The sequence below is a fragment of the Pseudomonas sp. WS 5412 genome, from assembly GCF_012985615.1.
GTDB lineage: Bacteria > Pseudomonadota > Gammaproteobacteria > Pseudomonadales > Pseudomonadaceae > Aquipseudomonas > Aquipseudomonas shahriarae.
Window position 1 is genome coordinate 33,082 of record NZ_JAARMB010000013.1, and the last position, 24,497, is coordinate 57,578.

A 24,497-nucleotide genomic window follows, 5' to 3' on the forward strand; every position below is an offset into this window, starting at 1 on the left:
CCTTCTTCTGGCAACGGGGTTGTTACAGAACAAGGCTTTATCAACCTGCGAGGAATTACCTATGGGTTTATTTGCAATGGGTGGTATAGGTATAGGTCTGGGCATGATGCCGATGATGGCCTTCAAAATGGGCAAGCGCGGTAAATCCAAATGCAAGCCTCCGCCCTGCCACCACCACCACGCTCAACCGCCGCAGTTCTCCAGTACCATCAAGTACGAGGGAAAAATCAGCTACAGCTGATGGTAGTAAGGTGCATGTCCGCTGGGCAATAACACCAACGCCCCAGTTATTCGGGGCGTTGGTGTTTGTTACCGACAGTGTACCTAGAGGGCACCGAACACTTTCTTCGCCAGGCTGGTCGCGGCGGCTGCCGGGTTCTGGCGAATGCTTTCTTCCTGTTGGGCAATCATCTTGAACAGGCCGTCCAGCGCTTGCTCAGTCACGTAGTTTTCGACGCTGTCGCTCTTGCCACCCAGTAAACCCAGGGGCGCCTTTTTGGCGAGCGCGTTGTATTGCTGGGCTACACCGACCTTGTCCGTGGATTGCTTGACGATCGGCAGGAACTTGGCGCGGATCTGCTCACGGCTGCTTTTGTCCAGATACTGGGTCGCCGAATCCTGGCCACCGCTGAGGATGCCCTTGGCGTCGTTCACGCTCATGTTTTTCACGGCATTCACCAGAATCGGCTGGGCCTGGGTCACGGCGGATTCGGCGGCCTTGTTCATGCTGGCTTCAAGCTGGGTGATCTGATCGCCCATGCCGAGCATTTTCAGGGCGCCGGCAGCTTTCTCCAGCTTGCCCGGCAAACCGATCTTGACCTCGGGGTTGTTGCTGAAGCCACCGGGAGCCCCCAGTTGCTTGACGGCAATCTGTGCGCCTTGGGTCAGGGCGTCCTTGAGGCCGCCGGTAGCGTCGCCCTGGGACAGGTCACCGAGGGACAGGGCCATGGCGTTGGCACCGAGCAGCAGGCCGGCACACAAGGTGGTGAGGCGAAGAGAGTTACGGAGCATGGGCGCTTCCTTTTAATCGACTGGATCAGTGGGCAACGGCGTCAACGCGCAGGCGCAGCGGCTGGGAATCCTGGCCGTTCAACTGCACCGAATGGCGCTCGGTGGTGATAAACATTAGCTTGCCATCCAGCTCGATGCGAGCGCTGACCGAATAGCTGTGGCCAGGCTTGACCTGGGCCGGGTCGTAGCTCAGGTGGAAGGGCAGCGGCACCTGGCCGTTGACCGGGCCTTTCTGCTCGGCCAGGGTGACGGCGGGCGCATCGGCCAGGGACACATCCTGCAGGCTGACGCTCAAGGTCGCGGCAGGCGGCAGGGCGATACGTTGCAGGTAGAACACTTCGCCATCAAGGCTGGCTTTGGGCGCAGGATTCATCGAGTGACAGGCTCCCAGCAGGGCGGTCAGGCCCAAGAGGATGATTTTTTTCATGGTACAGCTCCTTGTCAACGGCGCCAGAAACACCCTGGCGCCCTGGTAAATCTAGCGGGTTTCGTCCGCCTCGGCGTCCGGTGCGGGCGCTTCTTCATTGCGGTGCAACGCGACCTGGCGGATCGACAGGCGAATCTCCGCCGGCAACACCCGTTTGGCTGCGCCTTCGGCCAATTCGCCGAGCAGGTCGTGGTAACTCAACTTGCCGGCTTCATCGCGACGCAGCACATCTTGCTCGAGCAACGTCTGAATAAAATGTCGGAAAAGGCTCTTATCGAAGAACTCCGGGGCATTCAGGCCATGCAGGATCGACAGGCGCTGGGCCATGACCGTGCACAAGTCTTCCAGCTCTTCGGCGCCGATGCTGTTCTGGCCGCTGTTGAGCAGCAGGGAAATGGCCATGTAGAAGCGTTGCAGGGTCTGGGCAATGCTCTTGGACAGCAGGGTCAGCAGCACAAAGTTGCGCGAGCTGGGCGCCGGGCGCAGGTAGATGTTGTTTTCAAAGCGCAGCAGACCTTGTTCTACCAAGGCTTCGAGCCACTGGTCGACCACTGCGTCAAGTTCGTCCAGGGTCCAGCGGATGAACAACTCCGATTGCAGGTACGGATAGAGCGCACGGGTGTAGCGCAGGATCTGTTCGCGGCTCATGCGCGAGCTGCTCTGGAAGAAGCTGGCCAGCAGCGCCGGCAGGGCGAAGATATGCAGCACGTTGTTGCGGTAATAGGTCATCAGGACAGCGTTTTGCTCGTCCAGATAGAGGATCTTGCCCAGGGCATCACTCTGTTCCGACAGCAGGTTCATGTCCTTGACGTGCTTGATCAAGGCCTGGCCGTCACCTTCGGGCAGCGTGGTGTGGGGCGAGTAGGGCACCCGGCGCAGCAGCGCCAGGTACAGGTCCAGCACCCGGGCCATGGCCTGGTCGTCCAGGGCCAGGCGGCTGGTGGACAGTAGCGCCAACGCCACCAGGTTCACCGGGTTGATCGCGGCGGCCTCGTTGAGGTGCTGGGCCACGCGCTCGCCGAGGCGGTTGGTGGTCTCATTCAACCAGGCCGGCTTGTAGTTCGGTGCCAGATCCTGGGCGCGCCAGTCCGGTTGCTCCTGATCGAGGAATTCCGCCAGCTTGATCGGCTCGCCGAAGTTGACCGCCACCTGGCCAAAGCGCTGCTTGAGCGCGCCAATGACCTTGAAGATATCGAAGATCGACTCTTTCTTTTTCGTCGCCCCGCGCAGTTCGCCCAGGTAGGTGCGGCCTTCCAGTACCCGTTCATAGCCGATATACACCGGCACAAACACGATGGGCATGCGCGAGGAGCGCAGGAAGCTGCGCAGGGTGATCGCCAGCATCCCGGTCTTGGGTTGCAACATGCGCCCGGTGCGCGAGCGGCCGCCTTCGACGAAGTACTCCACCGGGAAGCCCTTGGTGAACAGGGTATGCAGGTATTCGTTGAACACCGAGGTGTACAGCGGGTTGCCCTTGAAGGTACGGCGCATGAAAAACGCCCCGCCGCGGCGCAACAGGCTGCCGATCACCGGCATATTGAGATTGATCCCGGCAGCAATGTGCGGCGGGGTCAGGCCGTTCTTGAATAGGAGGTAAGACAGCAGCAGGTAGTCGATATGGCTGCGGTGGCAGGGCACGTAGATCACTTCGTAGCCCTGGGCGACCTTTTGCACACCTTCGATACTGTTGACCTTGATGCCGTCGTAGATCTTGTTCCAGAACCAGCTCAGCACCACTTCGAGGAAGCGGATGGCGGTGTAGGTGTAGTCCGAGGCAATTTCGTTGCCATAGCGCAGGGCCTGGGCCTTGGCTTTTTCCGGGGTGATCTTTTCCCGCTCGGCCTCGTCGAGGATCGCCTGGCGCACCAGCGGCATATTCACCAGCCCTTTGACCAGGTTGCGTCGGTGGGACAGGTCGGGGCCGATCACCGCGGTCTTCAGGTTGCGAAAGTGTACCCGCAGGATCCGTTGGGCCATTCGTACGGTGCGTTCGTGACCTTTATTGTGCTCGATCAATTCACGCAGGTTGATTGGCGCAGAGAATTGCACTCGGGTCTTGCGCCCCAGGATCAGGATGCTCAACAGCCGGCGCAGGCGCCCGGTGACTGCCCAACTGTCGGCGAACAGCAGTTTCCAGGGGCTCGACTCGCTGGCGGGCGACTGGCCCCAGAACACGCTGACCGGAATGATCTGGGCGTTTTCTTCGGCATGCTCGGTCAGGGTGTTGACCAGGCGGGTCAGGGTCGGCGGCGCGCCGCGCTTGTCCTGGCGGCCGAGCCAGTCCGGGTCCGGGGTCAGGTAGAAGAACGCCGCCGGTTCCATCAACGGGCCAACGGACACCGGCAGCACCGGGCGCGGCAAGCCGGCCTTGGTGCACTCGGCATCCACCACGGCCAGTTCGGTCAGGGAGGGCGATTGCAGGACGTAGAACACCGGCCGGCTGCGGTCCAGGTTAAGGGTGAGGGACGACTGGTTGATCGTCTCCGAGCGAACCCAGAGGTACAACAGTCGGCGCAAGGTGCCAAATACCAGACGGCGGAACGGGGAGCGGGTCATAGGCGTGCTGCTTTGAGTGGAAAAAACCGAGCAGGCGCTCGGGCGGGTAGTGTGCCGTATTCGCCGAAAATCGGCAAAAAAGCAGCGATGTAAAGTTGAGTTGATCGTTTTTGAGCCTGTCTTATACTCGGCAGTTCAATGCGACTGACTCAACAATAAAAACCAGTGGGAGCAAACAGATGACAACGCGCGAAACCGGCAATGTGAAGTGGTTCAACGACGCCAAGGGCTATGGTTTTATCCAGCGGGAGGATGGCAAGGATGTGTTTGTGCACTACCGCGCTATCCGCGGTGAAGGCCACCGCTCCCTGGCCGAGGGCCAGCAGGTGGAATACGCCGTGGTGACCGGCGACAAGGGCTTGCAGGCTGAGGATGTAGTCGGTCTTTAAAGCAGATTTCTGCAACGCCGCTGAACCCATGTGGGAGCGGGCTTGCTCGCGAAAGCGCTGAATCAGTCACTGTAGAGGTTGACTGATTGACTGCTTTCGCGAGCAAGCCCGCTCCCACATCTGATTGGGTTCACAGTTCAGAATCAGGTGGTTTTCCAGGTGATCTGCTCTTCACCGTCGGTGCTGATCCGAATCCAGGTGTCGGCGCTTTCTTCACCTTCTTCCTCGACCCACGTCCCCGGCGCGCAGCGCACTTCAACGTTCAGCGCGGCAAAGGCCGCACGGGCGCAGGCGATGTCGTCTTCCCACGGGGTCTGGTCGCTTTCCAGGTACAGGCTGTTCCATTTGCCCACGGCCTTGGGCAGCCAGGTCACTGGCACATTGCCGGCCTTGCACTTGTAGGTCTGGCCCTTCTGTACCCAGTCGGTGCACGGCCCCAGGGCTGCGCCGAGCCAGGCGGCGATAGCCTTGTAGTCGACGTCGGCGTCCTTGAGGTAAATCTCGATATCGGGTTGGCGCATGGATGTTCCTCGTTGCGGGATTCGAAAATCCATTCGCGGATTCAGGGTGGGCGCAAAGGCCCGGAATAGTCGGTTATTGAAGCACGAAATAGTCGTAGCGCATCGACACGGTGACCAGCAGCGGTTCGGCCTGCTCGATCACCTGGGCGCGGCGCTCGGCGCTGGCACGCCAGCCATGGGGGGTCATCGCCAGCAGATTGGCGCGGTCCCCGGGGGCGGCCAGGCTGAGCTTGAACTCCAGCACTTCGCTGTGTTGCAGGCTCATGCCGTCTGGCACCAGGGCCAGGTGCTTGTCGTCGGTGTACTCGCGCACTTCGTCGTACAGGCGTTCGCGCAGTTCCATCAGGTGGCCGCTGGTCGGTCCGACCTTCATCAGGCCGCCGCCCGGGCTGAGCAGACGCTTGGCTTCCTGCCAGTCCAGGGGGCTGAACACGCTGGCGAGGAACTGGCAACTGCCGTCGGCCAGCGGCACACGGGCCATGCTGGCGATCAGCCAAGTCAGCGTCGGGTTGCGTTTGCACGCGCGCTTGACTGCTTCCTTGGAAATATCCAGGGCATAACCATCGGCGCGCAGCAGGGCATCGGCGATTTGCGCGGTGTAGTAGCCTTCGCCGCAACCGATATCCAGCCAGCGCTGGGGTTTGCGTTCGGCTGCCAGTGCGGCCAGGCGCCTGGCCACAGGCGCATAGTGACCGGCATTGAGGAAGTCGCGGCGCGCTTGCACCATGGCCAGGTTATCGCCTGGGTCACGGCTGTTCTTGTGCTGCACCGGCAACAGGTTCAGGTAACCCTGGCGGGCCCGGTCGAACCGGTGCCCGGCCGGGCATACCACGCCACTATCCACCTCATTGAGGGGCGCACTGCAAATGGGGCAAGCAAGCATCAGGCGAGCAACTTGATCAGGGTCTGGTAGTAGATTTCGGTCAGCACATCGAGGTCGCTGGCCAGAATGCGCTCGTTGACCTGATGGATCGTCGCGTTGACCGGGCCCAGTTCCACCACTTGGGTGCCGAGGGTCGCGATAAAGCGCCCGTCGGACGTGCCGCCGCTGGTGGACGCCTGAGTCTCGCGGCCGGTAATGGCCTTGATGCTGGCGGACACCGCATCGAGCAGCGCGCCCGGCTCGGTCAGGAACGGCAGGCCCGACAGCGCCCACTCCACATGCCAGTCCAGGCCATGCTTGTCGAGAATCGCCGCGACCCGCTGTTGCAGGCCTTCGACGGTGGACTCGGTGGAGAAACGGAAGTTGAACACCGCCGTCAGGTCACCCGGGATCACGTTGGTGGCGCCGGTGCCGGAATTGAGGTTGGAAATCTGGAAGCTGGTCGGCGGGAAGAAGGTATTGCCGTTGTCCCAATGCTCGGCGGCCAGTTCGGCCAGGGCCGGGGCGGCCAGGTGGATCGGGTTCTTTGCCAGGTGCGGGTAAGCCACGTGGCCTTGCACACCGCGCACGGTCAGGGTCGCACCGAGGGAGCCGCGACGGCCGTTCTTGACCACATCACCCACCAGGGTGGTGCTCGACGGTTCACCGACGATGCACCAGTCCAGGCGCTCCTTGCGTGCTGCCAGGCGCTCGATCACTGCCTTGGTGCCGTGGTGCGCCGGGCCTTCTTCGTCGCTGGTAATCAGGAACGCCACCGAACCCTTGTGGTCAGGGTAGTCCTTCACAAAGCGCTCGGAGGCCACCAGCATCGCGGCCAGGCTGCCTTTCATGTCGGCCGCGCCACGCCCGCACAACATGCCGTGTTCGTCGATCAGTGCGTCGAACGGGTCATTCTGCCAGGCCTGCACCGGGCCGGTCGGGACCACGTCGGTGTGGCCGGCGAAGCACAGCACCGGGCCTTCATGCTTGCCGTGGGTGGCCCAGAAGTTGTCCACATCTTCGATGCGCATCGGCTCAAGCGCAAAGCCGGCGTCGCCCAGGCGCTGCATCATCAGCTTCTGGCAATCGGCGTCGATCGGCGTCACCGACGGGCGGCGGATCAAGTCGATAGCGAGTTGGAGGGTCGGCGAAAGGTCGGCGTGGGCCGTCATGGGAAAACTCCGAAGGTGTGTCAGGGCGCAAGACGAGAGTGAAATATATCCAATGTGGGAGCGGGCTTGCCCGCGATGCAGGCGCCGCGGTGTAGCAGTTGCACCGCAGCGATGCCATCGCGGGCAAGCCCGCTCCCACAAGGGGGGCGGTGGCTGCCTGAACCCATAAAGGGCCGTTATCTTATAGCAAAACGGCGACCAGAGGCCGCCGTTTAGTGCATTGCGCAAGTTTTTACGCGGCCGTCGCGGGCTCCGCCACCGCTGCCGGTTTCGGCAGTGACGACAGGAATGCCATGATCAGCGCCGCCACATACGGCAGTGATTGCACCAGCAGCATCACCACCCAGAAGCGCATGTCATTGCTTGGCAGGCCCTGCACCAGGTAGATCCCCAGCGCCGCGCCCCACAGCAGCAACATAATGAACATCTCTTCACGGGCTTCGGAAATCGCTACCCAGAAGCCGTGGTTATCCGCGTTTTTCGGTGTACGAAAGAACGGAATACTGGTGGTGAAGAAGCCATACAGCACTGCCTTGGCGATGGTATGGGACAACGCCAACCCGGCCAGGGCTGCGCAGAACGCATCCTTGAGGTTCACACCAACGGCGCGGCGGTAGAGGAAGATGATCTTGCCGACCTTGAACACAAACAGCGCCAACGGCGGGATTGCGAAGATCAGCAACGGCGGGTCGACCCGGGTCGGCACAATGATCATCGCCGCCGACCACAACAGGGCACCGACGGTGAAGAAGATGTTCATGCCGTCCGCTACCCACGGCAACCAGCCCGCGAGGAAGTGGTAGCGCTGGCCACGGGTCAGCTCAGTGTCCTTGCCGCGCAGCAGGCTGGCGGTGTGGCGCTTGATGATCTGGATCGCGCCATAGGCCCAGCGGAACCGCTGTTTCTTGAAGTCGATAAAGGTATCGGGCATCAGGCCCTTGCCGTAGCTGGTGTGGTAGTACGCAGCCGACAGACCTTTCTCGAATACCCGTAGGCCCAGCTCGGCGTCTTCACAGATGCACCAGTCGGCCCAGCCCAGTTCTTCGAGCACCGAGCGGCGGGTCATGGTCATGGTGCCGTGCTGGATGATCGCGTCGCGGTCGTTGCGGGTGACCATGCCGATATGGAAGAAGCCTTTATATTCGGCGTAGCAGAGCTTCTTGAAGGTGCTTTCGTTCTGGTCGCGGTAATCCTGGGGCGATTGCACCACGGCGATTTTCGGGTCGGCGAAGTGCGGCACCATGTGCTTGAGCCAGTTGGGCGATACACAGTAGTCCGAGTCGATCACCGCGATCACTTCGGCATCCTTGGCGGTGTGCGGGATCAGGTAGTTCAGCGCGCCACCCTTGAAGCCGGCCAGGGGCGCGACGTGGAAGAACTTGAAGCGCGGGCCCAGGGTCAGGCAGTAGTCGCGTACCGGTTCCCACACCGCCGGGTCCTTGGTGTTGTTGTCGATGATCAGGACTTCGTAGTCCGGGTAATCGAGGGCGGCCAGGGCGTCGAGGGTCTGTTTGACCATTTCCGGCGGCTCGTTGTAGCACGGCACATGGATGGAGACTTTCGGGCGGTAGTCCGAATCCCCTTCAACCGGCAGGAATTCACGCCGGCGTTTGTGGGTCCAGACCGCTTCCGCCAGTTCATGGGCCTCGGTCAGCAACACGATAAACACGCCCATGGCACCCAGCGCGAGCAAGAAGCCCACGGTCAGGCTGAACCAGGTGCTGTATTGCTGGCTGTAGTCGTAGCCGATCCAGACCAGCACCGAGCCGCACAGGAACGCGATAAAGGTCAGGAAGGTGCGACCACGCTGGCGCAGGGACGAGCCGTCGATCATCAGCAAGGTCAGCGACAGCAGTGCCAACACCACCGAGCCGATGGCCAGCACCCGCCATTGCGGAATCGCCACGACCGGCCCTTCAAAGTTGAATTTCTGCTGGCGCGCGGCGTTGAACACGCCCCAATAGGCGCCTACCGAGCCTTCGTCACTGGCTTTCCAGGGTTGGTCGAAGGCTTCGATCACGAAGTAGTTGTAGCCCTGGCGGTTCAGCTTGTTGACCAGAGTGCGCAGGTAAATGGCCTGGTCAGCCGGGGAGGCGTCCGCGCCACCGCGCATGCGGCCATTGCTCGGCCAGCCGACTTCCGACAGCAGCAATGGCTTTTTCGGGAAGGTCTTCTTCAGATCCTTGGCCCGGTCGAGGACGAATTGCCCGGCCTGGGCCATCGGCACATGTTCCCAGTACGGCAGAACGTGCGCGGCGATCAGGTCGACATGCTTGCCCAGTTGCGGGTTGTGTTCCCAGATATGCCACTGCTCGGAGGTAGTCACTGGCACTTTGACGGCGGCGCGCACCCGGTCCAGCAGGACAATCAGCTCTTCGGGGGTAATCTCCTTGCGGAAGATGGCCTCGTTGCCGACCACCACACGTACCACGCTGCGCGAGCTGTTGGCGATCTCGATGGCCCGCTGGATTTCGCGCTCGTTGCGCTCAAGGTCCGGGCTGATCCAGATCCCCAGGGTCACACGCAGGCCGAACTCTTCCGCCAGCTTGGGGATATTCCCCAGAGGGCCGTCGACCGAATAGGTCCGAATGTTGTCCGTCAGCTTGCTCATGATCGCAAGGTCCTGACGCATTTGTTCGTCGGTCGGGTACTGGTCTTTTTGCGGGTACTGGCCCTGCTGGAACGGCGAGTAAGAAAACCCGGAAATCTGCTGAGGCCAGTTGGGGGTAGTGACCGGGCGGTTGATCAGCGCCCAGAAACCGGTGAACAGCGCGGCAATTGCCAGCACCACCACCAGGTTGAGTCCAAATTTACGCGATGACATAGCTGTTTCGGGTTCCAAAGGGTGTGGAACGAATAGACGTGTTGGTGTACGCCGAACGGCGCGCATCCTACCATCGGCCCTGCACTCTGCGTACAGCAAGCCAGGAAAAACCGGGCATTGGGCAGCGAAAGCGTCGGTAAGTTCTTTACTTATAGTTTGTAGCTTAGAACTTATCGCTGCGTAGCCCTATAATGCGCGCCGGTTTTTGGGGTAATGGTCATGAGTACAGAAGATCCACGGTTTGCCGGCGTCGCCCGCTTGTATGGCATAGAAGGCCTGGAACGCTTGAAAGCGGCCCATGTGGCCATCGTCGGCGTGGGCGGTGTCGGCTCGTGGGCCGCTGAAGCCATGGCCCGTTGCGGGGTGGGCGAGATTTCGCTGTTTGACCTGGACGACGTGTGCGTCAGCAACAGCAACCGTCAGTTGCACGCCCTGGACAGCACGGTGGGCAAGCCCAAGGTCGAAGTGATGGCCGAACGCCTGCGTGCGATCAACCCCGCTTGCACGGTACACGCGGTGGCGGACTTCGTAACCCGCGACACCATGGCCGAGTACATCACGCCGACCATCGACTGCGTGATTGACTGCATCGACGCGGTCAACGCCAAGGCGGCGCTGATTGCCTGGTGCAAGCGCCGCAAGATCCAGATCATCACCACCGGCGGCGCCGGCGGGCAAATTGACCCGACGCTGATCCAGGTGTGCGACCTGAACCGCACCTTCAACGACCCGCTGGCCTCGAAAGTGCGCTCCACCTTGCGCCGCGACTACGGGTTCTCGCGCACCGTGACCCGGCACTACAGCGTGCCTTGCGTGTTCTCCACCGAACAACTGCGCTATCCCAAGCCCGATGGCAGCATCTGTTTGCAAAAGAGTTTTGTCGGTGATGGCGTCAAGCTGGACTGCGCCGGCGGATTTGGCGCGGTGATGATGGTGACGGCGACTTTTGGCATGGTCGCGGCGACCAAGGCGGTGGACAAGATTGTGGCTGGGGTGCGCAGGCCGTCCGAGAGGGTCAAGCCCGCCTGAATCTCACGGCTGGACATCCATCACAGTGTGGGAGTAGGCAAGCCAGCTCCCACATTCAGTTTTGTGTTTGGCTCAATTGGCGCATGCGCTGCAGGACCGCATTCAGGCCATTACTGCGCGACGGCGACAATTGGCGGGAAAGCCCCAGCTGGTTGAACCAGTCGGGCAGGTCGACCGCCTGTAAATCCTCCGCCGACAGACCATTGACCCGCGCCAGCAGCAACGCCACCAACCCGCGAATCAAGCGTGCATCACTGCTGGCGGCAAACTGCCAATGGCCGTCGCGCAAGCATCCCACCAGCCACACCAGGCTTTCACAGCCCTGCACCAGGTTGGCGTCGACCTTGTCCTCAGCCGCCAACGCCGGCAGCCGCTCGCCCCATTGCATCAACAAGCGCGCGCGTTGCTCCCAGCTGCCGACGGCCTGAAAGGCCTGCAACGCGACACGTGCATCTGCGGGCAGGCTCATCGCAGCATGTCCAGGGCCTGATCCAGCGCTTCAAAGAAACGCTCCAGATCATCGGAGTCGTTGTACAACGCCAGGGAAACCCGGATCGCCCCCGACAGATGCAGGCTCTTGAGCAAAGGCATCGCACAGTGATGACCGGCGCGTACCGCGATGCCCTGCTCGGTCAGCAGGTGGGCGAGGTCGGCGTTATGCACGCCCTCTACCACAAAGCTGGCCAGGGCGACTTGCGGCGAGCCCAGCAGATGGACGCCCTTGCGTGCCTGTAGGCCGCGCAAGAGGTAGTCGTGCAGTGCCGCTTCGTGGGCGATCACCGCCTGTTGATCCAGGGAATTGAGGTAATCCAGGGTCGCCCCCAGGCCAATCACCCCGGCAATTGGTGGCGTACCCGCCTCGAACCCCAGGGGCGCCGGACGGAAGCTGGCGCTGTGGTAGTCCGCCTGCTGCACCATCTCGCCGCCAAACTGCCAGTGGCGCAGCCGATGCAGGGCTTCGGTGCGGCCGTAAAGCACGCCGACGCCGTCCGGACCATAAAGTTTGTGGCTGGAAAATACGTAGAAGTCGCAGCCCAGGGCCTGCACGTCATGGCGGCCGTGGACGATGCCCTGGGCGCCATCCACCACGGTCAAGGCGTCGTGGGCCTTGGCCAGTGCCAGCAACTGCGGCAACGGCTGCCAGACGCCCAGCACGTTGGACAACTGGCTCACCGCCAGCAGGCGGGTGCGTGGGCCGATCATCGTGGCGGCGGCTTGCAGGTCGATCAAACCCTCATCGTCGAGGGGCAGCACCACCAGCGTGAGCTCGCGGCGTTTGGCCAGTTGCTGCCAGGGCAGCAGGTTGGCGTGATGTTCCAGGGCGCTGATGACAAGCTCATCGCCCGGGTTGAAAAGGTGCTCCAGGCCATAGGCCAGGAGGTTCAGCGCAGACGTCGCGCCGTGGGTAAAGATGATCTGCCCGCTGTCACCGACGTTGAGCCATTGCGCCACTTTGCTGCGACTGTCCTCGAACGCCTGGGTCGCATGGGCGCCTGGCAAATGCTGGGCACGGTGCACATTGGCCGCGCCATTGGCGTAGTAATGGCCAAGGGCGTCCAGCAGGGCTTGAGGTTTTTGCGTGGTAGCGGCGTTGTCCAGATAGGTCTGGTCTTGCCGTTGCAAGGTGGCGATGGCCGGGAAATCGGCGCGCCAGGGCGAGGGCACAAGCATGGGTTCAAGACTCATATGAACCGGCCGTGCTGCAAGGCACGGCCGGTTCCGGTGGCATCGAGTCGCTGCTTAGTTGTGAGCGTGCAGCGCTGCGTTCAGTTCGATGGCCGACTTGTGGGTTTTGCACTCCACGGCACCGGTCTCGGAGTTACGGCGGAACAGCAGGTCCGGCTGGCCAGCCAGTTCACGGGCCTTGACCACCTTGACCAGTTGGTTCTGCTCATCGAGCAGCGCCACTTTAGTGCCGGCAGTCACGTACAGGCCCGATTCCACAGTGTTGCGGTCGCCCAATGGGATACCGATACCGGCGTTGGCGCCGATCAGGCAGCCTTCGCCCACTTTGATCACGATGTTGCCGCCGCCCGACAGGGTGCCCATGGTGGAGCAACCGCCGCCCAGGTCCGAACCCTTGCCGACGAAGACGCCAGCCGATACACGGCCTTCAATCATGCCCGGGCCTTCGGTGCCCGCATTGAAGTTGATGAAGCCTTCGTGCATCACGGTGGTGCCTTCGCCCACATAGGCACCCAGGCGCAGACGTGCGGCATCGGCGATACGCACGCCGGCCGGGACCACGTAGTCGGTCATTTTCGGGAACTTGTCCACCGAGAACACTTCCAGCAGCTCGCCACGCAGGCGCGCTTCCAGTTGGCGCTCGGCCAGTTCGCCGATGTCGATCGCACCCTGGCTGGTCCAGGCTACGTTCGGCAGTTGCGGGAACACACCCGCCAGGCTCAGGCCATGGGGCTTGACCAGGCGGTGGGAGAGCAGATGCAGCTTGAGGTAGGCCTCAGGGGTGGAGGTCAGTGCGGCATCTTCGGCCAGCAACGTGGCGACCAGCGGCTTGTGGCTTTCGGCCAGGCGGGTCAGCAGGGCGGCCTGGGTGGCATCTACATTTTTCAGTGCATCAGCCAGTTGCGAGGCTTGGGCAATGGTGAAGGTGATCGCCTGGTTGCCTTCGGTGTAGCCAAGGATCGGCGCGATGGCAGCGACGATTTCGGCCGAAGGGTTGAGCAATGGCTGCGCGTAAAACACTTCCAGCCAAGCACCTTGGCGGTTCTGGGTGCCGACGCCGAAGCCCAGGCTGAACAGGGAATTGGACATGCTGTTACCTCTACAAAAATGAAGTGGCTGGCCTACTTGAGGGCCGCCGAATAACTATCTGGCTTGAAGCCAATCAGGGTTCTGTCACCGAGATCGAGCACTGGGCGCTTGATCATCGAGGGTTGTGCGAGCATCAGTTCAACGGCTTTCGCCTGGTCGAGATCGGCTTTGCGTTCGTCTTCGAGTTTGCGAAAGGTCGTGCCTGCACGGTTCAAAACCACCTGCCAACCGTGCTCATTGCACCATTGGGTCAAGTGTTCGCGGTCGATACCGGCCGTCTTGTAGTCATGAAACTCATAGCTGATGGCATTTTCATCGAGCCAGGTACGGGCCTTTTTCATGGTGTCGCAGGCTTTGATGCCAAAAAGGTGCAATGTTTTGCTTGAATCGGTCAAGGAACTGCCCCCTTTGGGCTGTTGAAAACAAACGATCACGGATTATGCCACGACAAAACAGTTTCGGTGCCGCTCGTCACTCCTTACGGTACGAGGTGCGACTTATGTGCAAAAGCCCGGCGACAGCATAGGCAGCTAATATGGCACTTCAAAGGCGCGTTGTTGCCTCAAGTGTGTCATTGCAAGTCGATTGTCCAGGAACCCCGCTTTATGCAAACCGCCTACACCGTTCTTATCCTGCTGATGCTGGTCAGCGTTTCGCGTCTGGTCGGGCGTGTGATCCCTTTGCCGTTGCCGTTGGTGCAGATTGGCGCTGGTGCCTTGCTGGCGTGGCCGACCCTGGGGCTGCATGTGGCGTTGGACCCTGAATTGTTTCTGTTTCTGTTCCTGCCGCCGTTGCTGTTCTCCGATGGCTGGCGCATGCCCAAGCGTGAGCTGTGGCGCCTGCGTGGGCCGATCCTGACGTTGGCCGTGGGGCTGGTGCTGTTTACCGTGGTGGGCGCCGGGTACTTTATCCACTGGTTGTTGCCGAGCATTCCCTTGCCGGTGGCTTTCGCCCTGGCGGCAGTGTTGTCGCCGACGGATGCGGTGGCGGTGTCGGCGATTTCCCAGAACCGCTTGCCCACGCCTTTGATGCACATGCTTCAGGGCGAGGCCTTGATGAATGATGCGTCGGGCCTGGTGACCTTCAAGTTCGCCCTGGTGGCCGCGTTGACTGGGGTATTTTCCCTGGCCGATGCCAGCCTGACATTTGTGCTGGTGGCGGTCGGTGGCCTGGCCATTGGCATAGCCTTGAGCTGGCTGGTGGGGCGCCTGCGGGCCTGGATGATTGCCCGGGGCTGGGATGATCCGGCGACCCATGTGGTGTTTATGTTGCTGCTGCCGTTTGCGGCGTATGTGTTGGCTGAACGCCTGGGCGCCTCGGGGATTCTCTCGGCCGTGGCGGCGGGCATGATGCAGAGCTGGCTGGACCTGCTGCCACGCCAGACCAGTACACGCTTGCTCAATCGCAGTGTCTGGTCGTTGCTGGAATTTGCCTTCAACGGTTTGATCTTCCTGCTGCTGGGCCTGCAGTTGCCGGACATCATCAAGGCGGTGACCAGCCACGAAACCACGCTGTGGCCGACCTTGTTCTATCGCTGCCTGGACGTGATCGCGATCTTCCTGGTGTTGTTGGTGTTGCGGTTTATCTGGGTACAGAGCATTTGGCGTCTGTCCGGTCTGCTGCGTCGCCTGCGCGGTAAAAGTGAGCTGACACTGGTGCCCACCGCGCGGTCCTGCTGGCTGTTGACGGTTGGCGGGGTGCGCGGGGCGGTGACCTTGGCCGGTGTGATGTCAGTACCGTTGCTGATGGCGCCTGGCCAGGCGTTTCCCGAGCGCGACCTGCTGATCTTCATTGCCGCCGGGGTAATCCTGTTGTCATTGGTCGCCGCCTGCATCGCCTTGCCCTTGTTGTTGCGGGGGATCGAGAAGAGCCCGGATGACAAGCGGCGCGGCGAAGTGCGTGATGCCTGGAAGAAAACCGCCGAAGCCGCGATTCATGCCCTCGAAGCAGAGGAGGCCGCCGACGCGGCGCCCCTGGATGCGGCCCAGGCTGCACTGGCGGCAGAGCTCAAGGCGCGGATTATGTCGGAGTATCGCCATCAACTGGAGGTGTTCAATGACTCGGCCGAAGCCCAGGCGCTGGCGCTGCAGATGGATCATCTGGAGCGCAAGTTACGGCTCAAGGCCCTGCGCGCGCAGCGATTGGAGCTGTATAGCCTGAGCCGTCACCACCAGATTGGCGATGACGTGCTGCGCGAAGTGCTGGCTGACCTGGATATGAGTGAGGCCAACCTGGGGACCCAGAAATAGCCGAGTGGGCTGACTTACCCCTGTTGCCCTTGCGCGATCTCAACGCGCAGGCCGCTCCCGGGCGGGAGCGGCCCCTGTCATCAACGACGACGCTGGATGAAGTTGCGCATCCGTTCGGCGGCTTCAACGCATTCGGTCAATGGCGCAACCAATGCCAGGCGCACCCGTCCGGCCCCTGGATTGAAGCCATCCACTTCCCGCGACAGGTACGAGCCCGGCACCACGGTCACATGTTCTTCCGCGAACAAATCGCGGCAGAACGCGGCATCGTCACCCTCGACGTTCGGCCATAGGTAGAAGCCCCCATCGGGGTTTTGCACGTCGAGTACCGGCTTGAGAATCGCCAGTACGGCGTCGAATTTTTCCCGATACAGGTTACGATTGGCCTGTACATGAGCCTCGTCCTGCCATGCGGCGATGCTTGCCAGTTGGGTTTGCACCGGCATCGCGCAGCCGTGGTAGGTGCGGTACAGCAGGAAGGCCTTGAGGATTTCCGCATCTCCGGCCACAAACCCCGAGCGCAGGCCCGGCAGGTTGGAGCGCTTGGACAGGCTATGGAACACCACGCAGCGCTTGAAGTCCTGGCGGCCCAGCTCGACGCAGGCGCTGAGCAGGCCTGGCGGCGGGGTTTGCTCGTCGAAGTACAGCTCGCTGTAGCACTCGTCGGCGGCGATCACGAAGTCGTACTGGTCGGCCAGGGCAATCAGTTTTTTCAGGGTGTCGACCGGGATCAGTGCGCCGGTCGGGTTGCCGGGTGAGCACAGGAACAGGATCTGGCAACGTTTCCAGATATCGGCCGAGACCGCGTCGAAATCCGGGTTGAAGCCGTTTTCATCCAGGCACGGCAGGTAGTGCGGCTTGGCGCCGGCGAGGAACGCTGCGCCTTCGTAGATCTGGTAGAACGGGTTCGGGCTGACCACCAGGGCATCGTCGCCCCGGTTGACCACGGTCTGGGTGAAGGCGAACAGCGCTTCGCGGGTGCCATTGACCGGCAGGATATTGCGCGCCGGGTCCAGCCAGCCCTTGGGCACGTCGAAACGCCGTTCGCACCAGGTGGCAATGGCCTCGCGCAACGCGGGGATCCCCAGGGTAGTGGGGTATACCGCCATCTGATCCAGATTGTTGGCCAGGGCCTGGGCTACAAAATCCGGGGACTTGTGCTTGGGTTCACCAATGGACAGGGCAATCGGGCGCTTGTCCGGGTTTGGTGTGACGCTGCCCAGCAGGGCACGCAATTTCTCGAACGGGTAGGGTTGCAGTTGGTTCAGGGCGTTGTTCATCGGGGCCTCTATCGTTGAGCGCGGCCCTGTGGGAGCTGGCTTGCCTGCGATGGCATCGCCTCGGTGTACCAGATACACCGCGCCGCCCGCATCGCAGGCAAGCCAGCCCCTACAAGGTCCGCGTCCACAGGGAAATTAAATTCAACTCAAATGGTTATTCTGGACAGCTCCGCGCCAGGCTCCTGATTCACGCTCAATTGCGCGACGATGGCGTCCTGCAAGCGGCGGCACAGTTCAGGGTCGGACAGTGGCTGGTTGTCGGCATCGGTAATAAAAAACACGTCTTCGACCCGCTCGCCCAGGGTGGCAATCTTGGCGTTCTGCAACGACAGGTCAAACTCCAGGAAAATCCCGCCGATCCGCGCCAGCAGGCCAGGGCGATCGGGGGCGCTGAGCTCGAGTACCGTCACCGGGCGCTGGGCATCGTTGTGGATCGTCACCTCAGGCGCAAAGGCAAAGTGCTTGAGCTGGCGCGGTACCCGGCGCTGGATGATGGTCGGGTAGTCGTCCGGGTTGCGCAGGGCCTCGGTCAGGCCCTCGCGGATCTTCTTCACGCGTTCGGGGTTGTCGCCGATGGACTCGCCTTCGGTGTCGAGCACGATATAGGTGTCGAGGGTGAACTGGCTGCTGGAGGTAATGACCCGCGCGTCATGGATGTTCAGGTTCAACTGGTCCATTGCGGCCACGGTCACGGCGAAGAAGTCATGCTGGTCCGGCGCATAGATAAAGATCTGCGTGCCGCCTTCGAATTCGCGCTGGGTGGTTTCCTTGATCAGCACCAATGGGCCGCCGTCGGCCGGCTGCTGCAGGATCGCGTCGGTATGCCACGCCACGTCGCCTGCGGTGTGGCGCAGGAAGTAATCATCCCCCAACTGCGACCAGAGTTGCTCGACATCGTCCGGGTCGTTGCCGCCGCGCACCAGGATATCCAGGGCCGCGTTCTGGGTGCGGCGGATCTGCTCTTCGCGGTCCACCGGGTTCTCCAGGCCACGGCGCAAGGCGCGCTTGGTCTCGGTGTAGAGCTGGCGCAACAGACTGGCGCGCCACGAGTTCCACAAGGTCGGGTTGGTGGCGTTGATGTCGGAGACGGTCAGCACGTACAGGTAGTCGAGACGGGTTTCGTCGCCGACGATCTGCGCAAAGTCATGGATCACCTGCGGGTCGGACAAGTCCTTGCGCTGGGCGGTGGTGGACATCACCAGGTGGTTCTGCACCAGCCAGACGATCAGGCGGCTGTCCCACTGCGGCAACTGGTGGCGCTGGCAGAAGGCTTCGGCATCCACTGCGCCGATTTCCGAGTGGTCACCATGCCGGCCCTTGCCGATATCGTGATACAGGCCGGCCAGGTAGATCAGTTCAGGCTTGGGCAACTTGGCCATTAGCTTACTGGCCAGCGGGAATTTCTCTGACACCTGGGTGTATTGCAGCTTACGCAGGTGTTTGATCAGGTTCAGGGTGTGGGCGTCGACCGTATAGATATGGAACAGGTCGTGTTGCATCTGCCCGACAATAAAGCCGAACTCCGGCAGATAGCGCCCGAGGATGCCGTAGCGGTTCATGCGCCGCAGGTTGCGGTGAATGCCGACCTTGCACTTGAACAGCTCGATAAACAGGCTGGTGTTGCGGATGTCGTGGCGGAATTCGTCGTCGATCAGGTGACGGTTTTCCCGCAGCAAGCGGATGGTATCGGCGCGCACGCCCTTGATTTCCGGTTGCTGGGCCATCAGCACGAAGATTTCCAGCATGGCAAACGGCGTGCGTTTGAACACGTTGTCGTTACGTGCCTCGATATAGCCATCGTGCAGTTGGAAGCGGGCGTTGATCGGTTGCGGCGGCGCTTCGTCTTCGGGGGCCAGGATTACTTCTTCGAAGTGCTGGATGATCAGGTCGCTGAGCTGGGCGATGCTCATGACCACCCGGTAGTACTGCTGCATGAAGCTTTCGATGCTGGTCTTCGCGTCTTCGCCCTCGAAGCCCAGCAGGGTGGCGATGGAGCGCTGATGGTCGAACAGCAGGCGGTCTTCGGAGCGTCCGGCCAGCATGTGCAGGGCGTAGCGCACCTTCCACAAGAACTCCTGGGACGAGGCCAGCAAGGCGTTTTCGCTCTCCACCAAAAAACCTTCGCCGGCCAGGGCCCGCAGGTTCAGGGTGCCGTACTGGCGACGGGCGACCCACAAAATGGTCTGGATATCCCGCAGCCCGCCGGGCGAGCCCTTGACGTTGGGTTCCAGGTTGTATTCGGTGTCGTTGTACTTGTGATGCCGGGCTTTCTGCTCGGCGCGCTTGGCCAGGAAGAACTCCTTGCTCGGCCACATATGCGCGGTGCTGGTGACTTCCAGCATGCGCTGGCGCAGACGCTCGGGGCCGCAGATGGTGCGGCTTTCCATCAGGTTGGTGACCACGGTCAGGTCGGCGCGGGCCTCTTCGGCGCATTCAGCCACCGAACGCACGCTTTGGCCGACTTCCAGGCCGATATCCCACAACAGCGTCAGAAAACGCTCGATGGAGTCACGAAAGATCTCATGGTCGGCGCTGTCCAGCAGGATCAGCAGGTCGATATCGGAGTAGGGGTGCAGTTCGCCACGGCCGTAGCCGCCGACGGCCACCAGGGCGATATCGGCGTCCTCGCTCCAATCAAACTGCTCCCAGGCCTTTTGCAGGATGTTATCGACGAACCAGGCACGATCCTCGATCAGCCGGCGAATCTCCCGGCCGCTGCGAAAGCGCTCGTCGAGCACCTCGCGGGCCTGGCGGATGGCCTTCTTGAAGGCTGCTATGGGGCTGGCCTTCAGCGCCAGTTCCGCCTGGAACTGGCCACGGTCGAAGAGTTCGGGATCCACCTGGGGCATTGATCGGCTTTCCTTTCTATCTAGGTGTAGGTCACAACATTGCTATCTGGAAAGCCCGCTGCAAGCATCAGGCCGAAACGCGGGGAATCGTGTCGTCGGCGCGCAGGGTGAAGATCTCATAGCCCGTCTCGGTGACCAGCAGGGTGTGTTCCCACTGCGCCGAGAGCTTGCGGTCCTTGGTGATGGCCGTCCAGCCGTCGCCCAGCACCTTGGTGTCGGCCTTGCCCTGGTTGATCATCGGTTCGATGGTAAACGTCATGCCTGCCTTGAGTTCCATGCCGGTGCCGGCACGGCCGTAGTGCAGGATCTGTGGCTCTTCGTGGAACACTTTACCGATGCCGTGGCCGCAGAATTCACGGACTACCGAGAAGCCGTTCTTTTCCGCGTGCTTCTGGATCACTTCACCGATGTCGCCCAGGCGGCAGCCCGGCTTGACCAGCTCAATGGCCTTGTACATGCATTCCTGGGTGACCTGGGACAGACGCTCGGCCCACACCGGCACGTTGCCGACATGGAACATACGGCTGGTGTCGCCGTGATAGCCGTCCTTGATCACGGTGACGTCGATGTTCAGCGTGTCACCGTCCTTGAGCGGCTTGTCGCCAGGGATGCCGTGGCAGACCACGTGGTTGATCGAGGTGCAGATCGACTTGGGGAAGCCTTTGTAGTTCAGCGGCGCGGGGATGGCTTTCTGCACGTCGACAATATAGTCATGGCAGATGCGGTCCAGGGCTTCGGTGGTGACGCCGGGCTTGACGTGTTCGGCAATCATTTCCAGTACGTCGGCCGCCAGTTTGCCGGCAACGCGCATACCTGCGATGTCTTCGGCGGTTTTCAGGGTAACGGTCATACAGGCTCTCTCTAGCGCGACGCGCTGAAATCAATACGGTTTACGGGCGTGCGACAAAAAGGTGCAGCGTTCGCACAAGCCCAAAAAACGCGATTCTAACAGACGCAAGGTGTAAACCATGAGTGTCTGGCTATCGCTTCTCTCTATAAGGTGTGGGTATTTTCACCCGATTCAATGGCTTGGGTGGCGCTGGCGGCAAGCAAGTGCGATTGCGGGTTTCGTTTTTGCCGATGCTGTGGTATAAAATGCGCCGCTTTCCGGGGATACCCCGCAAAGCTTAAATCCACACACGTGTCGACACGATGACCTGGGTGCCGGAGGCCTTGAAGCCGCTGGTTGGTCATTGGGATACGTGGAGGCCAAACCCGACTTATTAAGGAACTATCATGTCCCAAGTCAACATGCGCGATATGCTGAAGGCCGGTGTGCACTTCGGTCACCAGACCCGTTACTGGAACCCGAAAATGGGTAAATACATTTTCGGCGCGCGTAACAAGATCCACATTATCAACCTTGAAAAAACCCTGCCAATGTTCAACGAAGCTCTGACTTTCGTAGAGCGCCTGGCTCAGGGCAAAAACAAGATTCTGTTCGTTGGCACCAAGCGTTCCGCTGGCAAGATCGTTGCTGAAGAAGCAGCACGTTGCGGTTCGCCGTACGTCGATCACCGCTGGTTGGGCGGCATGCTGACCAACTTCAAAACCATCCGTGCTTCCATCAAGCGTCTGCGTGACCTTGAAGTGCAAGCCGAAGACGGTACTTTCGCCAAGCTGACCAAGAAAGAAGCGCTGATGCGCTCCCGTGACCTGGAAAAGCTCGATCGTTCCCTGGGTGGTATCAAGGACATGGGCGGTCTGCCTGACGCACTGTTCGTTATCGACGTTGATCACGAGCGCATCGCGATCACCGAAGCCAACAAGCTGGGTATCCCGGTTATCGGCGTAGTCGATACCAACAGCAGCCCGGAAGGCGTTGACTACATCATCCCAGGCAACGATGACGCAATCCGCGCTATCCAGCTGTACATGGGTTCGATGGCTGACGCTGTAATCCGTGGCCGCAACAATGTTGGCGGCGGCACCGTAGAGTTCGCTGCTGAAGAAGCACCGGTCGCTGCAGCTGAGTAATTGACGCCCTGGCGTTGACTCAGTAAGCAAAAAGGGGGCTTGGCCCCCTTTTTGCCACCTCGAAAACCATTTGTGAGCGGCACAGCTACAGCATCTGTAACGTGCAGCGGTTAACAAGGGTGGTTCGGGAAGAATTGAACGCCCGTACAAGTCGGGTGGAATGGTTGAAAACCTATCCAAGAGGAATTTGAAAATGGCAGCAATTACTGCAGCGTTGGTTAAAGAACTGCGTGAGCGTACTGGCGAAGGCATGATGGATTGCAAGAAAGCCCTGGAAAAGGCTGACGGCGACATCGAAAAAGCCATTGATGACATGCGTGCTTCGGGCGCGATCAAGGCTGCCAAGAAAGCAGGCAACGTCGCTGCTGAAGGCGCTATCGCTCTGAAGGAAGACGGTAAATCTGCCGTTCTGCTGGAAGTGAACTCGCAGACCGACTTCCTGGCTCTGCAGGACGACTTCAAGGCATTTGTTGCTGCTAGCGTTGAAAAAGCGTTCGCCGACAAACTGACTGACGCCGCTCCGCTGATCGCCGCTCAAGAAGCTGATCGTCTGGTACTGGTCGGCAAGGTTGGCGAAAACGTCAACATCCGTCGTCTGGTGCGCGTTGAAGGTGATGTTGTCGGTGGTTACCTGCACGGCAACAAGATCGGTGTTGCAGTTGTCCTCAAGGGCGGCAACGTTGAACTGGCCAAAGACATCGCTATGCACGTAGCGGCCAGCAACCCTGAGTTCCTGCTGCCTTCGGAAGTTTCTGCCGAAGCGATCGAGCGCGAAAAAGCTGTGTTCCTGCAGCTGAACGAAGAAAAAATCAAAGGCAAGCCAGAAAACATTGTTGAGAACATGGTCAAAGGCCGTATCAGCAAGTTCCTGGCCGAAGCAAGCCTGGTTGAGCAGGCGTTCGTCAAGAACCCTGAAATCAAGGTTGGCGAGCTGGCCCAGAAAGCCGGTGCTGAAATCGTTTCCTTCACCTACTTCAAAGTAGGCGACGGCATCGAGAAGCCGGTCGACAACTTCGCTGAAGAAGTTGCTGCCCAGCTGGCTGCCGCTAAGCAATAAGACAGTTTTCAACTGTCGCCCAAGAGAGGCTGCCCGCTCACGCGCGCAGCCTCTTTTCAAATGGGATGCTCAATTTTATTTGGCTTCCCTTTGGAACTGGCTTACAAAGCCGTGTTCCGATGGCGCTGTGACAGCGTCCAGCTAGAGTGAACGCAAGCCGTAAACGGCTCGCCAAGAATTTTTTAAAAATACGCCGCAGGAGAGATTCGCAATGGCTCAGCAGGGCAGTGGTTATCAGGCTCGCTATAAACGCATTCTACTCAAGCTTAGCGGCGAGGCCCTGATGGGCTCGGAAGAGTTCGGGATCGATCCCAAGGTGCTTGACCGCATGGCGTTGGAAGTCGGCCAACTGGTCGGTATCGGCGTCCAGGTCGGCCTGGTGATCGGTGGTGGCAACCTGTTCCGTGGCGCCGCGCTCAGTGCTGCTGGCATGGATCGGGTCACTGGCGACCACATGGGCATGCTGGCCACTGTGATGAACGCCCTGGCCATGCGCGACGCTCTGGAGCGTGCCAACATCTCGGCCATCGTGATGTCGGCCATTTCCATGGTGGGTGTGACCGATCATTATGATCGCCGCAAAGCCATGCGCCACCTGAATGCCAAAGAGGTGGTGATTTTTGCCGCCGGTACCGGCAACCCGTTCTTCACCACCGACTCGGCTGCCTGCCTGCGTGCCATCGAAATTGATGCCGACGTAGTGCTCAAGGCCACCAAGGTCGATGGTGTCTACACTGCCGATCCATTCAAAGACCCGCATGCCGAGAAGTTCGATCATCTGACTTATGATGAAGTGCTGGATCGCAAGCTGGGTGTGATGGACCTGACGGCAATCTGCCTGTGCCGCGACCATAAGATGCCGCTGCGCGTATTTAACATGAACAAGCCCGGCGCCCTGCTGAATATCGTACACGGCGGCGCAGAAGGGACTCTGATCGAGGAAGGCCAACAATGATCAATGAAATCAAGAAAGACGCCCAAGCGCGTATGCAAAAATCCCTGGAGTCTCTGAACCACGCGTTTGGCCAGATTCGTACCGGCAAGGCCCACCCAAGCATCCTGGGCAGCGTGATGGTGCCTTACTACGGCTCCGACACCCCGCTGAGCGGCGTGGCCAACGTGACCGTAAAAGACTCGCGCACCCTGCAGGTCGTGGCCTTCGAGCGCAACATGCTCGCTGCCGTCGACAAGGCTATCCAGAGCGCTGGCCTGAACCTCAACCCGACCAACCTGGGTGAGTTGCTGCTGATCTCCATGCCGGCCCTGACCGAAGAAACCCGCAAGGGCTTCACCAAGCAGGCGCGCAGCGCAGCTGAAGATGCTCGTGTTGCCGTGCGCAACATCCGTCGCGATGCCTTGGGTGACCTGAAGAAGCTGGTCAAGGACAAAGAAATCAGCGAAGACGAAGAACGTCGTGCAATCGCCGATATCGATAAGTTGACCAAGGAATCCGAGGCCCTGATCACCAAGGCCACGGAAGAGAAAGAAAAGGACCTGATGGCCGTATAAGGGGTCAGGA

The 24,497-nt window shown here is 60.7% G+C and carries 22 protein-coding genes; 8 read left to right on the top strand and 14 right to left on the bottom strand.

Going from position 1 to position 24,497, the window contains the following annotated elements; all coding sequences use genetic code 11:
• The first annotated feature begins 61 nt into the window (after positions 1–61).
• The gene (locus HBR94_RS17520; protein WP_115127516.1) at positions 62–241 is read left to right on the top strand and encodes a hypothetical protein; all 180 of its coding nucleotides are present in this window, start codon (positions 62–64) and stop codon (positions 239–241) included.
• 83 nt (positions 242–324) lie between these two features.
• On the opposite strand, the gene HBR94_RS17525 is transcribed toward HBR94_RS17520, so the two are convergent.
• Genes HBR94_RS17525 through plsB form a run of 3 tightly spaced genes read right to left on the bottom strand, consistent with a single transcriptional unit; the run spans position 325 to position 3,994 of the window.
• Positions 325–1,011 carry a DUF4197 domain-containing protein gene (locus HBR94_RS17525; RefSeq protein ID WP_057441761.1) on the bottom strand — a complete coding sequence of 229 codons (687 nt, stop codon included), beginning with the start codon at positions 1,009–1,011 and terminating at the stop codon, positions 325–327.
• A gap of 25 nt (positions 1,012–1,036) precedes the next feature.
• Positions 1,037–1,438, bottom strand: a complete 402-nt coding sequence (locus tag HBR94_RS17530) for a YbaY family lipoprotein (RefSeq protein WP_057958684.1) — start codon at positions 1,436–1,438, stop codon at positions 1,037–1,039.
• A gap of 51 nt (positions 1,439–1,489) precedes the next feature.
• Positions 1,490–3,994: a glycerol-3-phosphate 1-O-acyltransferase PlsB gene (plsB, locus tag HBR94_RS17535; RefSeq protein WP_170045283.1), complete on the bottom strand. Its 2,505-nt coding sequence runs from the start codon at positions 3,992–3,994 to the stop codon at positions 1,490–1,492.
• A gap of 179 nt (positions 3,995–4,173) precedes the next feature.
• Here plsB and HBR94_RS17540 point away from each other — a divergent pair, with 179 nt between their 5' ends.
• Positions 4,174–4,383, top strand: a complete 210-nt coding sequence (locus HBR94_RS17540) for a cold-shock protein (protein WP_057441757.1) — start codon at positions 4,174–4,176, stop codon at positions 4,381–4,383.
• A gap of 143 nt (positions 4,384–4,526) precedes the next feature.
• Here the strand turns inward: HBR94_RS17540 and HBR94_RS17545 are convergent, their stop codons facing one another.
• The 4 genes from HBR94_RS17545 to HBR94_RS17560 all read right to left on the bottom strand — a co-directional run bounded on the left by HBR94_RS17545 (position 4,527) and on the right by HBR94_RS17560 (position 9,762).
• Entirely contained in the window at positions 4,527–4,904 is a 378-nt protein-coding gene (locus HBR94_RS17545) for a hypothetical protein (RefSeq protein ID WP_057445111.1), read from the bottom strand.
• Between the two features lie 73 nt (positions 4,905–4,977).
• Complete coding sequence (locus HBR94_RS17550) at positions 4,978–5,787, bottom strand: putative RNA methyltransferase (protein WP_115127521.1); 810 nt, start codon at positions 5,785–5,787, stop codon at positions 4,978–4,980.
• Positions 5,787–6,938: a succinyl-diaminopimelate desuccinylase gene (dapE, locus tag HBR94_RS17555; protein ID WP_057958687.1), complete on the bottom strand. Its 1,152-nt coding sequence runs from the start codon at positions 6,936–6,938 to the stop codon at positions 5,787–5,789. Before dapE ends, HBR94_RS17550 begins: the two co-directional genes overlap by 1 nt.
• A 232-nt stretch (positions 6,939–7,170) precedes the next feature.
• The gene (locus tag HBR94_RS17560) at positions 7,171–9,762 is read right to left on the bottom strand and encodes a glycosyltransferase (RefSeq protein ID WP_057958688.1); all 2,592 of its coding nucleotides are present in this window, start codon (positions 9,760–9,762) and stop codon (positions 7,171–7,173) included.
• A gap of 219 nt (positions 9,763–9,981) precedes the next feature.
• Between HBR94_RS17560 and tcdA the strand changes: the two genes are divergently transcribed.
• Positions 9,982–10,791: a tRNA cyclic N6-threonylcarbamoyladenosine(37) synthase TcdA gene (tcdA, locus tag HBR94_RS17565; RefSeq protein WP_057441812.1), complete on the top strand. Its 810-nt coding sequence runs from the start codon at positions 9,982–9,984 to the stop codon at positions 10,789–10,791.
• Between the two features lie 55 nt (positions 10,792–10,846).
• Here tcdA and HBR94_RS17570 read toward each other — a convergent pair whose 3' ends face one another.
• From HBR94_RS17570 to HBR94_RS17585, 4 genes are all read right to left on the bottom strand, one after another.
• Positions 10,847–11,260 carry a SufE family protein gene (locus tag HBR94_RS17570; RefSeq protein WP_170045284.1) on the bottom strand — a complete coding sequence of 138 codons (414 nt, stop codon included), beginning with the start codon at positions 11,258–11,260 and terminating at the stop codon, positions 10,847–10,849.
• Positions 11,257–12,462, bottom strand: a complete 1,206-nt coding sequence (locus HBR94_RS17575) for a cysteine desulfurase (RefSeq protein ID WP_057439916.1) — start codon at positions 12,460–12,462, stop codon at positions 11,257–11,259. Before HBR94_RS17575 ends, HBR94_RS17570 begins: the two co-directional genes overlap by 4 nt.
• 69 nt (positions 12,463–12,531) lie before the next feature.
• Positions 12,532–13,566: a 2,3,4,5-tetrahydropyridine-2,6-dicarboxylate N-succinyltransferase gene (dapD, locus tag HBR94_RS17580; protein ID WP_057439915.1), complete on the bottom strand. Its 1,035-nt coding sequence runs from the start codon at positions 13,564–13,566 to the stop codon at positions 12,532–12,534.
• 32 nt (positions 13,567–13,598) lie between these two features.
• A complete protein-coding gene (locus HBR94_RS17585; protein WP_232545463.1) occupies positions 13,599–13,907 on the bottom strand; it encodes an arsenate reductase in 309 nt (102 codons plus the stop codon).
• Between the two features lie 264 nt (positions 13,908–14,171).
• Between HBR94_RS17585 and HBR94_RS17590 the strand changes: the two genes are divergently transcribed.
• On the top strand, positions 14,172–15,815 hold the full coding sequence (locus tag HBR94_RS17590) for a Na+/H+ antiporter (RefSeq protein WP_170045285.1): 1,644 nt from the start codon (positions 14,172–14,174) through the stop codon (positions 15,813–15,815).
• A gap of 80 nt (positions 15,816–15,895) precedes the next feature.
• On the opposite strand, the gene dapC is transcribed toward HBR94_RS17590, so the two are convergent.
• From dapC to map, 3 genes are all read right to left on the bottom strand, one after another.
• Entirely contained in the window at positions 15,896–17,095 is a 1,200-nt protein-coding gene (gene dapC / locus HBR94_RS17595) for a succinyldiaminopimelate transaminase (RefSeq protein WP_170045286.1), read from the bottom strand.
• A gap of 146 nt (positions 17,096–17,241) precedes the next feature.
• Positions 17,242–19,944, bottom strand: a complete 2,703-nt coding sequence (locus tag HBR94_RS17600) for a [protein-PII] uridylyltransferase (RefSeq protein ID WP_115127527.1) — start codon at positions 19,942–19,944, stop codon at positions 17,242–17,244.
• A 67-nt stretch (positions 19,945–20,011) separates the two neighbouring features.
• On the bottom strand, positions 20,012–20,794 hold the full coding sequence (gene map, locus HBR94_RS17605; RefSeq protein ID WP_032858167.1) for a type I methionyl aminopeptidase: 783 nt from the start codon (positions 20,792–20,794) through the stop codon (positions 20,012–20,014).
• A gap of 386 nt (positions 20,795–21,180) precedes the next feature.
• Between map and rpsB the strand changes: the two genes are divergently transcribed.
• The 4 genes from rpsB (at position 21,181) to frr (ending at position 24,487) form a co-directional block, all read left to right on the top strand.
• The gene (gene rpsB / locus HBR94_RS17610) at positions 21,181–21,921 is read left to right on the top strand and encodes a 30S ribosomal protein S2 (protein WP_029297291.1); all 741 of its coding nucleotides are present in this window, start codon (positions 21,181–21,183) and stop codon (positions 21,919–21,921) included.
• A 193-nt stretch (positions 21,922–22,114) separates the two neighbouring features.
• Complete coding sequence (tsf, locus tag HBR94_RS17615; protein ID WP_170045322.1) at positions 22,115–22,978, top strand: translation elongation factor Ts; 864 nt, start codon at positions 22,115–22,117, stop codon at positions 22,976–22,978.
• Positions 22,979–23,189: 211 nt separating this feature from the next.
• Complete coding sequence (gene pyrH / locus HBR94_RS17620; RefSeq protein ID WP_003172271.1) at positions 23,190–23,933, top strand: UMP kinase; 744 nt, start codon at positions 23,190–23,192, stop codon at positions 23,931–23,933.
• The gene (frr, locus tag HBR94_RS17625; RefSeq protein WP_057439907.1) at positions 23,930–24,487 is read left to right on the top strand and encodes a ribosome recycling factor; all 558 of its coding nucleotides are present in this window, start codon (positions 23,930–23,932) and stop codon (positions 24,485–24,487) included. The genes pyrH and frr overlap by 4 nt, the downstream gene beginning before the upstream one ends.
• Positions 24,488–24,497 lie beyond the last annotated feature (10 nt).

Coding starts and splice junctions, on each gene's coding strand:
- HBR94_RS17520 (WP_115127516.1), top strand. CDS start 62: ATGGGTTTATTTGCAATGGGTGGTATAGGTATAGGTCTGGGCATGATG.
- HBR94_RS17525 (WP_057441761.1), bottom strand. CDS start 1,011: ATGCTCCGTAACTCTCTTCGCCTCACCACCTTGTGTGCCGGCCTGCTG.
- HBR94_RS17530 (WP_057958684.1), bottom strand. CDS start 1,438: ATGAAAAAAATCATCCTCTTGGGCCTGACCGCCCTGCTGGGAGCCTGT.
- plsB (WP_170045283.1), bottom strand. CDS start 3,994: ATGACCCGCTCCCCGTTCCGCCGTCTGGTATTTGGCACCTTGCGCCGA.
- HBR94_RS17540 (WP_057441757.1), top strand. CDS start 4,174: ATGACAACGCGCGAAACCGGCAATGTGAAGTGGTTCAACGACGCCAAG.
- HBR94_RS17545 (WP_057445111.1), bottom strand. CDS start 4,904: ATGCGCCAACCCGATATCGAGATTTACCTCAAGGACGCCGACGTCGAC.
- HBR94_RS17550 (WP_115127521.1), bottom strand. CDS start 5,787: ATGCTTGCTTGCCCCATTTGCAGTGCGCCCCTCAATGAGGTGGATAGT.
- dapE (WP_057958687.1), bottom strand. CDS start 6,938: ATGACGGCCCACGCCGACCTTTCGCCGACCCTCCAACTCGCTATCGAC.
- HBR94_RS17560 (WP_057958688.1), bottom strand. CDS start 9,762: ATGTCATCGCGTAAATTTGGACTCAACCTGGTGGTGGTGCTGGCAATT.
- tcdA (WP_057441812.1), top strand. CDS start 9,982: ATGAGTACAGAAGATCCACGGTTTGCCGGCGTCGCCCGCTTGTATGGC.
- HBR94_RS17570 (WP_170045284.1), bottom strand. CDS start 11,260: ATGAGCCTGCCCGCAGATGCACGTGTCGCGTTGCAGGCCTTTCAGGCC.
- HBR94_RS17575 (WP_057439916.1), bottom strand. CDS start 12,462: ATGCTTGTGCCCTCGCCCTGGCGCGCCGATTTCCCGGCCATCGCCACC.
- dapD (WP_057439915.1), bottom strand. CDS start 13,566: ATGTCCAATTCCCTGTTCAGCCTGGGCTTCGGCGTCGGCACCCAGAAC.
- HBR94_RS17585 (WP_232545463.1), bottom strand. CDS start 13,907: ATGAAAAAGGCCCGTACCTGGCTCGATGAAAATGCCATCAGCTATGAG.
- HBR94_RS17590 (WP_170045285.1), top strand. CDS start 14,172: ATGCAAACCGCCTACACCGTTCTTATCCTGCTGATGCTGGTCAGCGTT.
- dapC (WP_170045286.1), bottom strand. CDS start 17,095: ATGAACAACGCCCTGAACCAACTGCAACCCTACCCGTTCGAGAAATTG.
- HBR94_RS17600 (WP_115127527.1), bottom strand. CDS start 19,944: ATGCCCCAGGTGGATCCCGAACTCTTCGACCGTGGCCAGTTCCAGGCG.
- map (WP_032858167.1), bottom strand. CDS start 20,794: ATGACCGTTACCCTGAAAACCGCCGAAGACATCGCAGGTATGCGCGTT.
- rpsB (WP_029297291.1), top strand. CDS start 21,181: ATGTCCCAAGTCAACATGCGCGATATGCTGAAGGCCGGTGTGCACTTC.
- tsf (WP_170045322.1), top strand. CDS start 22,115: ATGGCAGCAATTACTGCAGCGTTGGTTAAAGAACTGCGTGAGCGTACT.
- pyrH (WP_003172271.1), top strand. CDS start 23,190: ATGGCTCAGCAGGGCAGTGGTTATCAGGCTCGCTATAAACGCATTCTA.
- frr (WP_057439907.1), top strand. CDS start 23,930: ATGATCAATGAAATCAAGAAAGACGCCCAAGCGCGTATGCAAAAATCC.